Here is a 17,217-nt window from a genome sequence, read left to right on the forward strand (position 1 = left end):
GGGCTGGTCCGATGGAAATCATCCTGCTCGAACGCATCGAGAAACTCGGCGGCATCGGCGATGTCGTCAACGTCAAGAACGGCTTTGCCCGCAACTATCTGTTGCCGAACAACAAGGCGCTTCGTGCGAACGACGCCAACAAGAAGCTGTTCGAAGCGAACCGCGGCAAGATCGAGGCCGATAACGCCGAACGTCGCACCGACGCCGAAGGCCGCGCCAGCGGCATCAACGGCAAGCAGATCGTCCTGATCCGTCAGGCGTCGAACACCGGCCAGCTTTATGGTTCGGTTTCGGTCCGTGACATCGTCGACGCCCTTGCCGAAGACGGCGTCGAAGGCATCGGCAAGTCGATGGTCGAACTCGAACGCCCGATCAAGTCGCTCGGCTTGGTCGACGTCAAGGTCAAGCTGCACCCCGAAGTCATCGTGACTGTCGGCGTCAACGTCGCGCGTTCGCCCGACGAAGCCGAAATGCAGAAGCAGGGCATCGACGTCATCGCTGCGATGTTCGAGGAAGAACAGGCTGAAGCGGTTGCGACGGCTCTGGAACCCGACAGCGAAGACGAATTCGAAGACGCGACGCCGCCTTCGGAACTCGCTGCCGAAGCTCCGGCTGCGGACGAAGCCGAAGAAGCTTAAGCTTCCTATGGCCAAAGCCTTTTGAAAGGGCCGCGTTTCCGAAAGGGAGCGCGGCCCTTTTCTTATGCGCCGCCCTTTCCTATGGCGGCAGGTGATGGCCGACGATCCCTTTCAGTCCCGCTTCGCCGCCGATGCGAGCCTGCTGCCGCATATGGCGGATCTCGCGAACGACCGGGTGCTGATCGCGCTGCTGGCCGAGGCCGATTATCGCGCGGCAAGCTTCCTCGACCAACGGCTGCTGACCGATCGCATCGGGCGCGAATGGATGGCGTGGAACGCCCTGCCCGATCTTGGCCCGGCTGCTCCGCGTCCCGATTTCATCTTTCACATCGGCCATGTGGGATCGACGCTGGTATCGCGCCTGCACGCCGAGGCTGGCGACGTGCTGCCGCTACGCGAGCCGATGCTGCTGCGCACGCTGGCGCAGGTCGCCGAACGGATCGACCGGCTGGAATCACTCTGGTCGCCCGAGCTTTACAAGACGCGGCGCGCGCAGCTACTCAGCTGGCTCGGCCGCAGTTTCGCGCCCGGCCAGCGCGCGATGGTTAAGGCGTCGAGCGTGATCACGGCGATTGCCGATGACCTGACAGGTGCCGACGGCCACGCACTGTTCCTGTACGTCCCGCTTCCCCGCTATATCGAGACGATCGTCGCGGGCGAGGCGTCGATGGCTGAGACGTTGGCCCAAGCCCCAGGCCGTATCGCGCGGCTCGCCGCCCTGCTTCCCGACTTCCCCCACGCGCTGTGGCAGCTGCCGCCGGTCACGCGCGTCGCGATGAGCTGGCTTTGCGAAATGGCGACGGCGCAGCGAACCTTGCCGCGCGCCGATCGGCGGCATCTGTGGGTCGATTTCGAGCAGCTTCTGGCCGATCCCGCCGCCGCGCTTGCCGCGCAAAACGAACATTTCGGGCTACCTGTCGATCGAGCGCGTATCGACGCCGCACTCTCCGGTCCCGTCATGCGCCAATATTCGAAGGCGCCCGAGCACGGCTACAGCCCCGACCTGCGCCGCGAACTGCAGGCACAGGCGGCCACCGAACACGCCCCCGCCATCGCCGAAGCGATCGCCTGGGTTGAAGCGCTCACCGCACGCTATACAAGCCTTGGCGACCTGCCGATCCGCGGCGCATAGGAAATCAGGATGTTCAAACTCGTCCCACTGCTCGACGATGGCGCGGTCCGTGCGCTCCGCGAGATCGCCGCCAACGGCAAGTTCGTCGACGGAAAGATCAGCAATCCGCATTCGACGGTGAAGAACAACCTCCAGCTTCACGACGCGGGCGCCTATGAACGTTCGTCGAAGATCCTGCTCGACGCGATGGTGCAGAACCCCGATTTCATGGAATTCTCCTTTCCCGCGCGGATCGCGCCGCCGCTGATGACTCGCTACACGCCGGGCATGCATTATGGGCTGCACCCCGATGCCGCCTATATCCCCCTGCCCGACGGTCAGCTTCGCACCGACGTCAGCTGCACCATATTCCTGAACGACCCCGCCGATTATGACGGCGGCGCGCTGCGTGTGCAGCTGGGCAATGCCGACCTGCGCTTCAAGGAAGCGCCGGGCGTCGCGGTCGTCTATCCCTCGCACACATTGCACGAGGTCGAGCCGGTGACGCGCGGCGAGCGGCTGGTTGCGATCACCTTCATTCAGAGCCTGATCCCCGACGTCGCGCACCGCAACCTGATGTACGAACTGAACGAAGTTGCGGCGATCGAGGGCGGCAAGATGGAGCCCGCGAATTTCACGCGGCTCCAGGCGATCCAGTATCAGCTTCTCAGGATGTGGCGGCGCTAAGGCCGCCGCCCGGTCAATAGCCCATCAGCGAGAGCACTTCCTTGCGACTGCGCTCGTCGTCGAGGAAGCAGCCAAGTAGACGACTCGTCACCATGCCGACGCCGGGGGTGCGCACCCCGCGCCCGGTCATGCAGCCATGTTGCGCATCGATGACCACCGCGACGCCATGCGGGTGGAGATTGTCCCAGATGCAGCGCGCCACCTCGGCGGTCAGCCTTTCCTGCACTTGCAGGCGCCGCGCGAAGCCGTTGAGAACGCGCGCGAGCTTGGAAATGCCGACGACGCGGTCGCGCGGCAGGTAAGCGATCGACGCCTTGCCGGTGATCGGCGCCATATGATGTTCGCAGTGCGACTGGAACGGAATGTCGCGCAGCAGCACGATCTCGTCATAACCGCCCACCTCCTGAAAGGTGCGCGACAAATGCAGCGCCGGATCCTCACCATAACCCGAACAATATTCCTTCCACGCGCGCGCGACGCGGCGCGGTGTATCGAGCAATCCTTCGCGCGCCGGATCATCGCCCGCCCATTCGATCAACGTCCGCACGGCGTCGGCGACATGATCGGGGACGACCACCTTGCCGTCGGGTCCCAACTCGGTCTTGCTGTCGCTCATCGCCCCGCTTTCACTGTTGCCATCTTGTCGCACATCTCGCCCTCCCAGAGCCGATAAGCAAGGCCTGGACAAGTAGAATTTGTGACAGCCCAGCAAGTTTACGTTGCGGAATCTTGGCTTTTTGCGAATTCCAAGAGGCGCGGTTTCGCGTCCTTTTTTGGGCCGAACAAGTCACTTGACGCTTTCGTCAACTCGGCGCACCTTTGCGGCATACAGAACTCGCTCAAGCGGGTCGTATTCCGGAGAGGCCGGCGTTTTCCCCGACGCCGGTGGGAGAGGACGATGACCAGCACAGCTGGCAGGTGGGATATTCAAAAGCACATGGCCGCTTTGGCCCGGTGCTCTTTGCCATGTCTGGTCGTTTCCCCTCCCCTTACCACAATTTGACGTTGGGCGGCCCCGCATCTGCGGGATCGAAAAAGGGAGGCTATAGATGAAGTTCAAGGCACTGATCGGAACCTCGATCCTTGCGATGACGGTGGCGACGCCGGCATTTGCACAGGACGCGGCGGATGAAGTGGAACGCGATGCTTTCGGCGGCGAAATCGTCGTCACGGCGCAGCGCCAGTCGGAACGTCTGCAAGACGTGCCGATCGCGGTCAGTGCCTTCTCGACCGAGGCACTCGAAGCACAGCAGATCAAGACGCCGTCCGATCTTCAGCTGACCCTGCCGAACGTCACCTTCACCAAGACCAACTTCACCGGCGCCAGCTTCACGATTCGCGGGATCGGCGATCTTTGCGTCGGCACGACGTGCGACAGCGCGACCGCGATCCATCTGAACGGCGACCCGCTGTTTTCGACCCGCCTGTTCGAAACCGAATTCTATGACCTGGAACGTGTTGAAGTGCTGCGCGGGCCGCAGGGGACGTTGTTCGGCCGCAACGCGACGTCGGGCGTGGTTAACGTCATCACCGCCAAGCCGAAGCTGGGCGCGTTCGAAGCTGCCGCCGAAGCCGAATATGGCAATTTCGATTCGATGAAGGGCAAGGCGATGGTGAATATTCCCATCGGCGACACCATGGCCTTCCGCGTCGCGGGCATCTATCTGAACCGCGACGGCTATACGAAGAACAGCTTCCTCAACACCCGCATCGACGACCGTGATCTCTATTCGGTCCGCGGATCGCTGCGCTGGGAACCCTCGCCCGACACGACGATCGACCTGCTCGGGTCCTATTTCCGCGAAAAGGACAAGCGCACGCGCATCCAGAAGCAGCTTTGCCAGCGCGATCCGACCGGCATCCTTGGCTGCTTGAACAGCCGCCTCGACAGTTCGCCCTTCAACGGTAACGCGACCTTTACCGCCGCGCTTACGTCGAAGGAGTTTCTGGCGATCCGCGGCATTCCCAACGGCACGGTAACTCCGACCAACCCGGCGGGTCTCGATTTCTCGCTGGGCAGCCTCTACGGCCCCGATGTCTATGCCAATACGACGATCCCGAGCGATCCGCGAACCGTTAACACCGCCTATACGCCCAGCTATTTCACGAGCGAGCTGACGCTGCAGGCCCAGATCGAACATAATTTCGGTCCGGTGTCGTTGCAGGTTTCCGGCCAGTATCAAAAGGTGAAGCTCGACGCGTCCCAAGATTACAACAGCAACGTCGGCAACCGCGCGCTCTATGGCACCGGCCTCGCGAACCTGCAGGCAGCGGCCAGCGGAGCCTTCGGCCCCGGTCTTCAAGCCTATTTTGCTCCCGTCGCCGCAGCGATCATTCCCGACGGCCCGACGGGTCAACTCTGCACCTCGCTCGCCGAGGAAACCGGCTACGGCAGCTTTGGCGGCAACAAGATTTGTAGCGACCAGTCACTGCAATTCGACCGCTCGAACCAATATAACAGCAGCTGGTCGGTAGAAAGCATCCTGTCGAGCGACCTCGACGGGCCGTTCAACTTTCTGGTCGGCGGCATCTATGCCGATTATCACCTGACCGAAAACAGCTATTATGTGAACGCCTTCCCGATCGATTATCTGGCCGGTGTGCTGGGCGCATTCACGGCAGCGAATAACCGGGTGCCCGATCCAAACAACCCCGGTCAGACGATTGCCGCCCCCTTGCCGCCATCGTTCCTTGCGACGCCATTCTTCCGCAACAATACCGATGATCTGAAGATCAAGTCCTACGGTCTGTTCGGCGAAGCCTATTTCGAGTTCAGCGATCGTCTGAAGCTCACCGCGGGCCTGCGTTACAACAACGACAAGAAGACCGTGATCGCACGGTCTACGCTCGCCGCGTTCCTCGCCCCCCACGGCGGCGACGGAACGGTGTTTGACTCGCCCTTCGTCGGCTCGTTCGATGCCGATCCCGGCACGCCCGGCAACCAGCTCGTCCAGGAACGCACTGTCAAGTTCAACAAGCTGACGGGTCGCGCGGTGCTCGACTTCAAGATCACCGACGACAATCTGATCTACGCCTCCTATTCGCGCGGCTATAAGTCAGGCGGTATCAACCCGCCGCTGCAGCCGATCTTCGAGGTGCCCGAATCGTTCAAGTCCGAACAGGTCGACGCATTCGAAATCGGATCGAAGAACAGCTTCGGCAACGGCGCGCTGCAGCTGAACCTGACGGCCTTTTACTACAAGTACAAGGATCTCCAGCTCAGCAAGATCGTCGCCCGCACCGCGGTCAACGACAATGTCAGCGCCGATATCTACGGCTTCGAAGCCGAGGCCATCGTCCGCCCCGATCCCGACGTGGTGGTCAACCTCGGTTTCAGCTATCTGCACAGCAAGGTCACCGACGACAAGTTCACCAGCAATCCGCGTGACTTTGGCGGCGGCCGATCCGATGCCGTGATCATCAAGGACATCACCAACGCCGCCAACTGTGCCGTCGCATCCTCGTCGGGTAATGTCGCAGGGGTCAACGCCTTTGTGAACGGGGTCCAGCAGGTCATCAACGGCGGCTTTGTTCCGGGTGTGCAGGGCGGCGCAGGCTTGCGACCGACCACCGCTTTTCCGGCCGACGGCGGCATCGCTTCAACCGGTGCTTTCAGCATCTGTTCGGTGATGGAAGCCGCTGCGGGCGGGGCCTTTGCGGCCGCAGGACTAACACCTGCGGACTTTGGCGGGATCGAATATTTCTCTGCCGGTGTCCCCGTCAACATCAAGGGCAACCAGTTGCCGCAGGCGCCGAACTACAAGTTCAGCGCGGGCATTCAGTACACCGCACGGCTGGGCGGCGGCGACATGTCCCTCGTCCCGCGCGTCGACCTCGCCTATACCGGCGAAAGCTACGGCAGCATCTTCAACGGCAATGTGAACCGGATCAAGGGCTATGCCCAGGTCAATGCCCAGGTGCAGCTGAACGGCGCCGACGACAAATGGTATGTGAGGGGGTTCATCCAGAACGTCTTCGATGCCAACAGCGTCACGGGCCTGTACATCACCGACCAGTCATCGGGGAACTACACCAACATCTTCACCCTCGAACCGCGCCGCTATGGCATCGCGGCCGGCGTGAAGTTCTAGGCGTACCGGCGGCAACGCCAACAAAAAAGCCCCGGCCTCTCCATCGGGAGGCCGGGGTTTCTTTTTACCTGCTGTCCGGGCTCCGACGCCTGGATGACGCCAGAGGCTCGGACCAGCGCGCCGATCAGAACTTGGCGCGCAGCTTCACGCCATAGAGCCGCGGCGGCGCCGGGTAGACCGCGAAGCTCGCGCTCTGCTCGGGGATCGGGAACGAGGTGACGTTGTAATATTTGTTGAACAGATTCTCGACGTAGAATTCGACGGCGTAGTTCTGGTCGGGACCGAAATTCACCCCGGCCCGCGCGTTGACGATCGAATAGCCGTCGTTGGCCGTGAACGGCACCGCGACCGGATCGTTGATCGTGTTCGCGTCGCTGTTCATCCGCCAGTCGATGTGCACCAGGCCGCCGACATTGCTGCTGATCTGCGGAGTCCAGGTGACCGCACCGGTGACCACATGCTTGGGCGAATTGGTCAGCGGCAGGCCGTTGTCGTCGCCGGCTGCCGGATCTTTCACTTCGGTATCGACATAGGAATAGCCGAGCGTGAAGTTGAGGTTCGGCGCCGGGCGAATGATTGATTCAAGTTCGACGCCCTGCGCAACCACCTTGTCGAAATTCTGGACGACGAAGTTGTTCCCCTCGAAGGCTAGATTCTGATAGCCCTTGAGCTCGGTATAGAAGAGGTTGGCGTTGAACTGAAACGCCGAGCTGAAATCGGTTTTCACGCCGACTTCATAGGAGTCGACGTCCTCGTTACCGAATTCGAGGTCCGAAGCCTGCGCGCCGTTGCCGCCCGGCAGAAACGCGGTGTCGAACGAACCACGGTCGAGGTTGTAACCGCCCGACTTGTAGCCGCGGTCATAACCGCCATAGACCATCACCCGATCGTCGAGCTTGATCGACAGCTTGGCGGTGCCGGTCAGCTTGCTCTCGCTACGCTTGTCGCGATAAATCCCGTTGAATTCGGGATTGACCACGGGGTTGCAGACCAGATTCGTGATGGCGTTGCCGAGGCCTGAGGGCAGCCCCTGCAGCGCCTGACGATAGAGCGCGTAACGGGGACCCTGCAGCGTCGAGCAGCCGGGTAGGTTCGACTGCAGATCGGCGTTCAGCTTCTTCGTTTCATGATTGTAGCGCAGACCGAGGGTCAGCGAGACATTGTCGTTGAAATCGATGATGTTGTGCGTGAACAGCGCGAAGGCTTCGGTGTTGACGCGATACGCGTCGGCGATCTGGCCCTGTCCCGCCTGCGGCGCGGGCAGCGGCGTCAGGAAGGTATCGAGCACGCCCGCCTGTGCGGCAGCGGCCGCGAGCTGCGGGTTAGAAGCCAGCAGCACCTGACCGACCAGCGGCGAATTCGGGATCGACTGGAAGATCTGGAAACCCGTCGGTCCGGGCACCGCAGAATCGGTCAGCGCGTTGATGAAGGCGTCGACATATTGCGCGCCCTGCGTGCCGAAGCGCGTCCGTTCGGTATATTTCAGCTTTTCGTTGAGGTAGAAACCGCCGATCAGCCAGTCGACATGATCGTCGAAGGCCGTGCCCTTGAGCCGGACTTCCTGCGTGAAGTCGCGCATGTTGATCGGCATATTTTCGCGATAGGCGCGGTCGATGCCCGAGAAATCGACGTCCATGCCGCGGATCGCCTTCCAGTCGCGATATGCGGTGATCGAGGTCAGTTCGACGCCGCCCAGATCCCAATCGAGCTGGCCCGAGACGCCCCATTCGCGCATTTTTTCGGTGAGGTCGCGGTTGGGCGAGTAAGCGACTTCGCGATCCTTGGGGTTGAAGGGCGCAACGATGCCGGTCAGGCCATTGGCGGCCGCCAGTCCCTGAATGACCGCGCTCGCGGCAAAGGCGGGCGTGCCCGGCTGTGCGAAGCCCGAGTTGGTGTTGAGCGCGCCGCAGCATTGTTCATTGGTCTTGGCGTAATCGGCGATCAGGCGGAACGAAACATCGTCCTTCTCGAACAAGGCCTGCCCGCGTACCGACCAGCGGTCGAGATCGTTGAAGCGGCGATCGCTGTTCACATCTTTGATATAGCCGTCACGCTTGTGATAGCCGCCGTCGAGCCGCAGCGCGAAGGTTTCGGATACCGGGCCGGTCACGCCGGCTTTCAGCTCGATCTCGTCGAGGTTGCCATAGCTCGCCTCGGCATAACCGCCGAGCGTGAAGCTCGGCTTTTGCGTGACGATGTTGAGTGCGCCTGCCGAGGTGTTGCGGCCGAACAGCGTGCCCTGCGGCCCACGCAGCACTTCGACGCGGTCGATCGGCGGCAGGTCGGCGAGAGCGAGACCGGCGCGGGCGCGGAAAACGCCGTCGACGAAGACGCCGACCGAGGGTTCGAAGCCGGGGTTGTCACCCGCCGTACCGATACCGCGGATGCGAAGCACCACACCGCTCGCCGTCGACTGGCCCGTCGTGGCCTGGAAGCTCGGCGCGATCTGGCGGAGGCCGCGAATATCGCTGATACCAGCATTTTCCAACTGCTCGCCGCCGACGACGTTGACCGCGATCGGAATATCCTGCGAACGCTGCGCGCGGCCCGTCGCGGTGACGATGATGTCGTTGCCATAATCGGTGTCGTCGGTCGCGGTCGCCGCATCATCGGCGGGGGCGGCGTCCTGGGCGAAGGCGATGGCGGGAGTGGTGGCGGCGCACAGCATGGTGGCGCCCAACAAAATGTTGCGCAAAGTCATGACGATATCTCTCTCTCCAAAACCCACCGAGGCGCAGCCAAAGGCTTATCGGGAGATGCCCGGCAGTGAATGGCCGGTCTAGCGCACCGCCCCGCCGCGTCAACGCGCACGCGCGCGAGACTGCCGATTTTCCGGTGATTCGTGACTAAATAGCAACAGTTTACGTTACGGCGCCGCGATGATGCGCGCGTGCAATGCTTTGCCAATGAATAGTTGCTAAGGCTTACCGCCATGTCAGGTCGCGCAATGCCCCCCGAAACCTCCATTGGTCCAGACACGCCTATTGCGCCCGATTTCGGCCAGCAGGTCCGCCGTGCGGTTATCTGGCGCTCCGGGTCGCAGATCGCCGGGCAAATCATCGCCTGGGGCTCGACCTTCCTCGTCATCCGTATCCTCACGCCCGAGGATTATGGCTTGTTTGCGCTGACCCAGGTGATGCTGATGCTCTTCACCTTGCTCAACGGCTATGGCCTCGCGAGCGCCGCGATACAGCGCGACAAGGTTAGTCGGCATGAGCTGAGGCAGATATTCGGGCTGATGCTGCTGCTCAACGGCGCGCTCGCGCTCGCGCAAACCCTCTGCGCCCCGCTCGCAGCGGCCTATTATCGTCAGCCGATGGTCGCCGACCTGCTCCGCGTCCAATCGCTGATCTACCTCACCATTCCCTTCTCGGCGCTTGCCTATGCCCAATTGGCGCGGTCGATGGAGTTCCAGCGTCAGGCGCAGGTCAATCTGGTCTCGGCGCTGATCGGCGCGAGCGTGGCGCTCGGCGGCGCGCTGGCGGGCTGGGGCGTGTGGGCCCTGGTCTGGGCGCCGATCGCCATGTTCGCGGCGCGCGCGCTGGGCCTGACGATCGCGGCGCGCAGCTGGATGTGGCCGAGCTTCGATTTCCGCGGCGCGGGCTCGATCGCGCGCTACGGCGGCCTTATGGCGGTCGGACAATTGTTCGGCTTCGTGCAGAGCCAGGCCGATATTTTGGTCGCGGGCCGCTGGTTCGACGCGCATCTGGTCGGCATCTACACCACAGCGCTGCTGCTGACGCAGATCTTCAACAACAAGGTCGTGCCGCCGCTCAACGAGGTGGCCTTTGCCGCCTATGCGAGGATGCAGAATGACCGGCTCGCGCTGACCGCGGGCTTCACGCGCTCGACGCGCGCAATCATGGTCGCCGCGATGCCCTTTTTCTTCGGGCTCGCCGCGGTGGCCGAGCCACTTGTGCTCACCCTGCTCGGCGAGAAATGGCGCGAGATCGTGCCGCTGCTCCTGCCGCTGGCGCTCGCCATGCCGTTCTGGACGCTGTTCACTCTGCTCCGGCCTGCAACCGACGCGCTCGGTCGGCCGGGCATCGCATCGGGCAATGCCGCCGCCGGCGCGCTGCTGATGCCCGTCGTGTTCCTGGCAGGGGCGCAATGGGGCATTATCGGGATCGCGTGGGCGTGGATGGTCGCCTATCCGCTGCTGCTCGGTTTTGCCGCCGTGAGGTCGTTGCCGATCATCGGGATCGGATCGATCGCCCTGCTGCGTGCTGTTGCGCCGCCGGTTCTCGCCGCGGCGGTCATGGCCGCGGCGGTGATGCTGGTCGACCGCATGCTGCCCGCGATGCCGCAAGCGTTGCGGCTGGGGGTGCTCGTCGCGACAGGGGGGCCGATCTATTGTCTGTGGCTGTTCCTGTTCGCACGCGAGACGGTGCGCGACCTGATCGCACTGGTGCGGGGCCGACGCATGCCGACCGATGCGGAAGTCGCCGTTTAAGTCCGGCCCAGCCCAGCGATCGCCGCGCGCGTCGCGTCGAGATACGCGCTACCGCTGAAACGATAGCTGCCGATGAAATGAACGAAGCGCGCGTCAGACGGCACCCCTTCGTCCCAGAAATTGAGATAATGGTCATAGGGCAGCAACAGAGCATCGGGCTCGTTGGCGATGACCATGTTCGAGGTCACCTGTTCGCTGCCCCATCGCGACCAGCGCTCCGTTCCAAGCAAGCGCTCGGCCTCGATCGAAAAGGCTTCGGCAAGCGCGCGACCATCACCGCCGCGCGCAAACCCGGCGAAGCCCGAACATCCCCGCACATAGAGGGGGCTTGCGAGCATCGGCAGCGCAACCCGGTCGAGTCCGCTCTCGATCGCACCTTGCACATGCGCATCGGGATTGAACAGGAAGGCCGCATCATCGGTCTTTTCCGCCATCTCGGCGAAGGACAACAGCCGCGAATCCGGATCGCCGCGCAATGTGAAGCTGCGATTCTGTGCGATCGCCGCCGCGATCTCGGGCACGGCGCCCAGCGCGACCGTGTCCGAATCGAGCTGGATGACATAATCATTCGCGCGCATGTCCAATATCGTAAGGAGTCTCTCCCATGTTCCGCCACGGGGGCACGGGCCGGTATCGACATCCGCGAGCGAAAGGATGCGCGGATTTCCCAGCTGCTGGGCAAGTATGTCCCGATCATCGGCGGTCAATGTGCCGTCGTCGAGGATCACGATGCGCCCGCGCCGAAGCCGCGCATGCAGCGACTTGACCGCAACCAGATAGGGCAGCAGCACCCGCGTGCCGATCATGGAAAACAGGACCAGGCCGTCGTCGGCCGGCACAACCGGCGGCGTATCCAGCACCGCACGCGCCGCGGCGCGGTGCGCGCTTTCCTTCCATAACCGCTTGAGTTTGTTCACGACCCTGTTCATCGCGCGGCCGTAACACGCGTGGCAAATCAATGGTAGTGGCGAAAATCGGCGCATTTGCGCCCTTTCAGGACGATTCTTGCCACCGATATCGGGGTGGTCGCGGGCGATAGCGATCCGCGCGTGCCGTGCGTCATGTCCAATTGTCGCATTTCACGGAAGCTGACTCAAATTCCAAATAAGTGACTCAGGACGCTCCCACGTCGTGCCGCCAAGTGTATGAAGATAATCAATGCAACATTCGGGAAAAAAACGGCGCGGATTGTTGACGCAGCCGAGTCTGCAAACCATATCATAGCCTGCATCGCATGACGGCCGATTGCCTGTCAGCCCGGCTCCAGCCGAGGTCCCGTCGTCTCAACATCGAGAATGACCGGCGCTGCCCCTTGGAGGGGCGCGCTTAGCGACTGCTTCTCCGAGTGGTTCGATCCAACTCTCGGAGATACAAATGAAAAGCAGAAAAAAGAAGCCTCGTCCTTATACCGCAGAGGAAATTGCGTTGGCAAAACAGCTATTCGAGCGAGCGAAGGAAACCGGAACTTTGAAGGAACCACGCGGCCTTTTCGCACTCGGCTTAGCCAATGGCTATCGCGCATCAGAAGGAATTCCCGTCACCTACCGCGATTATCTTCCGGAGGCGCGACTGATGCTGGCGAGGCGCAGTGCCTAACCTCGCTAGAGGTAGTCTGACTCACCCGAAAATTCCGTTCGGCTAACAATGGAAGGCCGTTCCGAAAGGAGCGGCCTTCTTTGATAAATGAGCAATCCAATCTTCGGGATCCTAGCGGCCCACCCTTTGACACCAAATCAGCTAGGAATTCTCGTCGTCGGGTAGGACGATTTCAATTCCCCCGGCTTCCGCCAATCCGCTCACGCGCACGCTTTCTGACTGGGCAACGGTTGCGGTTCTAACGGGATCGAATATCAATTTGACCTTGGTTTCGTAACCTTCCTCGGCACCGGAAGTCAGCGCGAGAATGTAGTCGTGCCCTTTCTCGACAGCACGAGCATATTCAGATAGCGTCATTTGAACAGAGGTCGGCATCGAGCGCGCGCTCGCCTTGAGCTCCACAAAACGCGTCCAATCGAACGCGCCATCCGCACCCACATGATGCCGCCGACGAAAATCAACGAGTTCGGGGCCATCGGCGTCAGACAAGACATGCTTCACGAGTGCCCAGCCGAAATCCTCAAGTTCGATATTAGTATAGGCGACATTCGCCTGCGGTGTGGTGCTCGACGACGTAGAAGAACGAGAGGGTGCTGACTCGAGCGGATTCTTCCTTTGTGTGTTCGCCGGCTTAGGCGGGACACCGACAATGATCTTTACTTCCCCAATGCCGGCGAGCGCGCTTTTTAGCTTCCGGGGCGGAAGAGGCGTGGGTTGCGGCGACGGGCCGGGCGACGGCGCCCCTCCCGGCAAAGAAACTTTCCCCTTTCGAGCAACGCGGATCCGCGCGGCTTCTTCCTCGGTACGGCGACGCCGCTCTTCCTCATCGGCAGCAAACCGCAACCCTTCAGCCTCTCGCCGCTCGGATTCCTGCCAGGCTAACGCCCATTCGCCGTCGAAGCCCCAACTCGCCGGTTTTGCAAAGAAGGAACCCATCGCGCGTCCGCCCTCCCCGCGGACGCCTAACGCATCTGCAACGATATGGAGCTCGAGGGGCTGTCGAGAAACATGCACGCGCAAATTGAGCTGCACGCGGCGAGAAAATGCGGGATCGGAGACTACCACCGGCACGCCGTCGTCATACACAAACAACTTCATATCGGTGAGTTGATCCCAACTGACTTTAAGAGTGTTTCGCAGGTTTCCAGCCGCCCGCGCCAGTTGATCGGACAGGTGTGTAACGGCTTGCCGGAATCTCTGGCTCAGATCATCACCCACTTCCTCCGCGCGCTTGCTCGGGACCGCACGGACGATGGGATCAAGAGATACCACGCGCAGCGCCTCGACAAGCCTCGGAATGGTAACCGGGTCGCACGGAGGATCCCAAAAGAACATGGACGGAAGCGCCGCACGCAGGCCTTCGCGCAAATCTTCCTGGCCCACAAGATAGATCGGACCTCGCGCGCGCCAGTCGACGCCGCAAGCCAAGGGTACATGGCGAATCCGATCGGCGATACGAGCATCGGCGGAGGCAAGAAGAGAATCGAGAAAACGGTATACCTCAATCAATTCACCGATTTGCTCGGTGGTGCGCAAACGCTCGGCATGTTCCTTTAGAAACTCGATGCAGTCGGCGGCACGAGTTTCCGGCACTTCGAGCAGGCGCCAGAGCTTGCCATAGGTACCGCCTTCAGGAACGTAACGCGCCGACGATGGCAAAACGCGACGACCTCGAAGAACCTGATTGGGTCGTCGCCATGCCGGAGTTCCATCTGCATCTTCGACCATGATCAAGCCGCCCCCGCCACCAAAGCGACTGCGGAGCCACGCGACGCTCATGTCGCCGACTGGTTCCCACACCTGTCGCGGTGCCAGTTGATCGAGATGACGATAGGCAAGCTTGACCTTCCCGCGATCGAAGGCAATTGCACCGTCCCGCATATTCTCGAGCATTTCAACCAAATCGCTAGCCCGCACGCGGCGAACAAAGCCAAGCGATTCCGCCATTGCCTCCGGGATATCCGCCGCTTCCACACCCTGCACGAAATCGTCGGGGCCATAAATTGCTTCGGTGCTCGCATTCTTGAGAACGGCATCAACTGGTCTGCTGAAACCGTACCGGCCAACAGGTATCCACTCGATCTCCCGCAGCCTGCTTAACCAGTGCGCGGTGACCAATCCCCTGGCGTAGACATGAACTCTCCCTCTTTTACGCGACGGCACTTTGGATCCCGCCGCCAACTTCTCCCAGTCGCGCGCCATTGCACGAATTAGAGAAATTGCGCGCAGACGCCGTTCCTTGACCGTTATCCGGCCGCTCGCACCCGTTATAATCCGTAGGAGTTCGTCCAGATCTGGCGAGATCAGATCGGTTTCGATATCGTTGGCGTCAGCGACCGAGAGCTCGCTGCGCTGCGACGCGGTCCGGCTTGTTCCCTGCGGAGCAACAACGAGCCGAGGCGACGTTCCTGCCCCTAGCAAGGAGAGGAAAGTCTTCGCACCGCGCGGCTTTACGCCATCGTCGCGCTTCTTAGCTTTGCCGAGACCCGTACGCAAGCGCTCCTCATAGGTTGGCAAAAGCCAGAGCATCGATTGGATCCCGGCCGCGGCATTCGGCCAATTTGGCGTATCTTTGTCGATCGCCTTGGGAAGATATGCCGCATGAGCTTCCACCAGCTTAACGGGGGCCCGGCGGCTGCCGTCGCTGGCCTGCAACAAGATGGCTCGACCGAGAGCCGCCCCGATTTCCTTTGCTTTTGACCCGGTTATTGGATCGAGCATCGACTTGATCTGCACTAGGGTCGGGTCACCGAGCTCCAAGGGCTCGCCTTCATGCTTCTCCGCAAAAGCGCGAAGAGCCTCTTCATTCGAACTTTTGGTTGAAAAATCGGCATGGACTTGGAGCCATTTTATCGCAGCCTGACCCCGCTCGCATTCGAAAGCCGAATGCAGTCGATTGAACAAGCCATGCTCCTCGGCGAAGGCATTGTCGCCCCGCCCGAATATAAGCTTGCGGCTGGTCGTGCCGCTTGCCGAAGAAGCAGCGATCGTTCCGTCGGCACATAGCCACAGGGAGCGGCCATGGATATCCCCACTAAATAGTTCATCAACGATCGTCGCTGCCGTCTCGACCCACCAGTCTGGCAACTTTTCGGAAAAGGTGCCGCTCTCGATCGCGTCGAGAATGTGGATTGGCCACACCTTGGCGGTTTGGTCGAGTGCATCAAGTACACGTCGCCACCGTCCATCGCGATCACGTGCGGCGGGTTCGACCGCGGCCGGCCGATCGGCCAGGAGAGCGATGTCGTGGGATTCCAAAATGTGGGTCAGCGCGGCGTCTTCGTACGATAGGGCGTCTAGCCCATATTCTCCCGATGCCACCAGTAACCGGGCTTGATCTGAGAAGGCGGCTCGACTTTGAGAGAAACACTTCTCAAATGGCTCGCGTGGCCACTGCGTTCCCGCATCACCGATAGAATCCTCGGGAAGCGGCACGAACCGCCAAGCTTTGGAAGGCTCCGATCGAAGTATGATCGTGGCCGCCGCCGCCAGTACGTCCGCGCAGCTTTTAATCAGCCAATCATTCCAGCGATTTTCCAGAATGCTTTCCCGGGATGAGGTCGGATCGAACTGTGCGTCGATAGCGAATGGCAAGGATGTAGGAACGCGTGTTCGGAAGCCGACAAAGAGACCTGCTCGCTCCTCCTGACCGCAGGTAGCGATCGAGATCGGCGTCGAGTAGCCAGCGCGCTTGTGCGACCGATGCTGACCCTCCGGAACGGGAACATGGGCGCGCATCACCACCCATGATTTGCGGCCTGACTTGACTTTTCGACGTTCAAGATCGGCGTTGAGCCCCTCAACTGTGCCAAGGGGCATCCACTCAGCCGGTTCTACCGACGCAGAGGCGTGAAGGCCATCTTCCTTCTGCCACGTGACATTCCGAACGAAGTCGAGAAAAATCAGACTGTCGTCCGACCACGTTTCGAACCAGCGATGAAAAGCTTCCTCGTCGAAATTATCCAGGTCGATCACCAGCAAGGTGTCGGTCAATGCATCGAAAAGGCCCGGAATTGGAGCTTCCGGGTCAGCAGTTCTTATTTCGACGCCTTGGCCGCTGCCAAAATGATACGGCCCGCTATGAACCGTCAGTCGGCGAGATATCCTTCGCAGCGTCTTCAGCCCGATCCCAAACCGACCCCGCTGATCTGCTTCGTCCTCCTTAGTGGTAACATATGGGAGCATCATTCCAGGGACGTTGCGGTAGGTGACCGGAAACCCATCGTGGGCGATCAGAAGCTGACGTCCGCCTGGTCCGTCGCGAAGCGCGAGCCGGACCGATCGAGCTCGCTGGTCATCGGCATTTTGAACTACTTCAATGATGCCATGGAAGGGATCGACATTTGTTCCTTCGGCGCTCCGCGACGCCCCTTTGATCGCTTTTTTGAGAAGATTGCCCGTTGCTTGAATGTGGCCATTTAACGCGTCGATGAACGTCGTCGCGAAGATCGGACTAAATGGATCTTCGGGGACCGAAACCTCCGGGTTGGGCTCCGCCTCATCATCTTCGTCCCACACGAACTGCGCAGCCGCTTTAGCGCGTTCGACCAGCAGACGTCGTTCATTCTCAATGTCAGCGGTTTTTGATTTTGCATTCATCCGGACAAACCAAACAGAACCTTAGCGCGTCCGCAAGTAGTG

General features: G+C 61.2%; 10 protein-coding genes. 6 read left to right on the forward strand and 4 right to left on the reverse strand.

The features are described from left to right. Nucleotides 1-11: 11 nt before the first annotated feature. From rplI to SKP52_RS14755, 3 genes are all read left to right on the forward strand, one after another. Nucleotides 12-638, forward strand: coding sequence for a 50S ribosomal protein L9 (gene rplI, locus SKP52_RS14745; protein ID WP_039575943.1), 627 nt, complete (start codon nt 12-14; stop codon nt 636-638). A 94-nt stretch (nt 639-732) separates the two neighbouring features. Next, entirely contained in the window at nt 733-1,770 is a 1,038-nt protein-coding gene (locus SKP52_RS14750; protein ID WP_148309141.1) for a hypothetical protein, read from the forward strand. Between the two features lie 9 nt (nt 1,771-1,779). Continuing rightward, nucleotides 1,780-2,436 carry a Fe2+-dependent dioxygenase gene (locus SKP52_RS14755; protein ID WP_039575947.1) on the forward strand — a complete coding sequence of 219 codons (657 nt, stop codon included), beginning with the start codon at nt 1,780-1,782 and terminating at the stop codon, nt 2,434-2,436. Nucleotides 2,437-2,449: 13 nt separating this feature from the next. On the opposite strand, the gene folE is transcribed toward SKP52_RS14755, so the two are convergent. Continuing rightward, complete coding sequence (folE, locus tag SKP52_RS14760) at nt 2,450-3,052, reverse strand: GTP cyclohydrolase I FolE (RefSeq protein WP_039575949.1); 603 nt, start codon at nt 3,050-3,052, stop codon at nt 2,450-2,452. Between the two features lie 433 nt (nt 3,053-3,485). On the opposite strand from folE, the gene SKP52_RS14765 reads away from it, so the two are divergent. Continuing rightward, complete coding sequence (locus SKP52_RS14765; RefSeq protein ID WP_039575950.1) at nt 3,486-6,527, forward strand: TonB-dependent receptor; 3,042 nt, start codon at nt 3,486-3,488, stop codon at nt 6,525-6,527. A 124-nt stretch (nt 6,528-6,651) separates the two neighbouring features. Here SKP52_RS14765 and SKP52_RS14770 read toward each other — a convergent pair whose 3' ends face one another. Beyond that, the gene (locus SKP52_RS14770) at nt 6,652-9,228 is read right to left on the reverse strand and encodes a TonB-dependent receptor (RefSeq protein ID WP_148309142.1); all 2,577 of its coding nucleotides are present in this window, start codon (nt 9,226-9,228) and stop codon (nt 6,652-6,654) included. A 246-nt stretch (nt 9,229-9,474) separates the two neighbouring features. On the opposite strand from SKP52_RS14770, the gene SKP52_RS14775 reads away from it, so the two are divergent. After that, on the forward strand, nt 9,475-10,980 hold the full coding sequence (locus tag SKP52_RS14775; RefSeq protein WP_052208345.1) for a lipopolysaccharide biosynthesis protein: 1,506 nt from the start codon (nt 9,475-9,477) through the stop codon (nt 10,978-10,980). On the opposite strand, the gene SKP52_RS14780 is transcribed toward SKP52_RS14775, so the two are convergent. Then, nucleotides 10,977-11,897 (reverse strand): hypothetical protein, encoded by a 921-nt coding sequence (locus tag SKP52_RS14780; RefSeq protein ID WP_148309143.1) that lies wholly within the window; start codon nt 11,895-11,897, stop codon nt 10,977-10,979. The two genes, SKP52_RS14775 and SKP52_RS14780, sit on opposite strands and share 4 nt — an antisense overlap. Nucleotides 11,898-12,354: 457 nt before the next feature. On the opposite strand from SKP52_RS14780, the gene SKP52_RS26160 reads away from it, so the two are divergent. After that, a complete protein-coding gene (locus SKP52_RS26160) occupies nt 12,355-12,576 on the forward strand; it encodes a hypothetical protein (RefSeq protein ID WP_148309144.1) in 222 nt (73 codons plus the stop codon). 141 nt (nt 12,577-12,717) lie between these two features. Here the strand turns inward: SKP52_RS26160 and SKP52_RS14785 are convergent, their stop codons facing one another. Continuing rightward, nucleotides 12,718-17,175, reverse strand: a complete 4,458-nt coding sequence (locus SKP52_RS14785) for a sacsin N-terminal ATP-binding-like domain-containing protein (RefSeq protein WP_148309145.1) — start codon at nt 17,173-17,175, stop codon at nt 12,718-12,720. Nucleotides 17,176-17,217: the final 42 nt, after the last annotated feature.

The organism is Sphingopyxis fribergensis (assembly GCF_000803645.1).
GTDB classification, from domain to species: domain Bacteria; phylum Pseudomonadota; class Alphaproteobacteria; order Sphingomonadales; family Sphingomonadaceae; genus Sphingopyxis; species Sphingopyxis fribergensis.